The following is a 304-nucleotide window of genomic DNA, read 5'->3' as shown; positions in this document are numbered from 1 at the left end:
GTACGCCGGTAATTGGCGGCCTGACCTCCGATCGCGCCATTAAACTGGTACGCGGCTTGAAAGATCTCAACATCGTTGGGATGGACGTAGTGGAGGTGGCTCCGGCATACGATCAGTCGGAAATCACCGCTCTGGCTGCGGCGACGCTGGCGCTGGAGATGCTGTATATCCAGGCGGCGAAAAAGGGCGAGTAAGCGCCAGATAAGAGGCGCGCGGGTGATGTGCCATTAATGTCGGATGCGGCGTGAACGCCTTATCCGACCTACACTCGGCACCCGTAGGCCGGATAAGATACGCCAGCATC

General features: G+C 58.9%; 1 protein-coding gene. It reads left to right on the top strand.

The features are described from left to right. Nucleotides 1-194, top strand: a 194-nt coding sequence (locus LZP73_RS19860) for an arginase family protein (RefSeq protein ID WP_234236634.1), incomplete at its 5' end; no start/stop codon positions are given. Nucleotides 195-304 lie beyond the last annotated feature (110 nt).

This window comes from Shewanella sp. AS16, from assembly GCF_021412365.1.
GTDB classification, from domain to species: Bacteria; Pseudomonadota; Gammaproteobacteria; order Enterobacterales; family Shewanellaceae; genus Shewanella; species Shewanella salipaludis.
The sequence above is the reverse complement of the archived record's forward strand: the minus strand, read 5'-3'. Positions and strand labels throughout refer to the sequence as shown.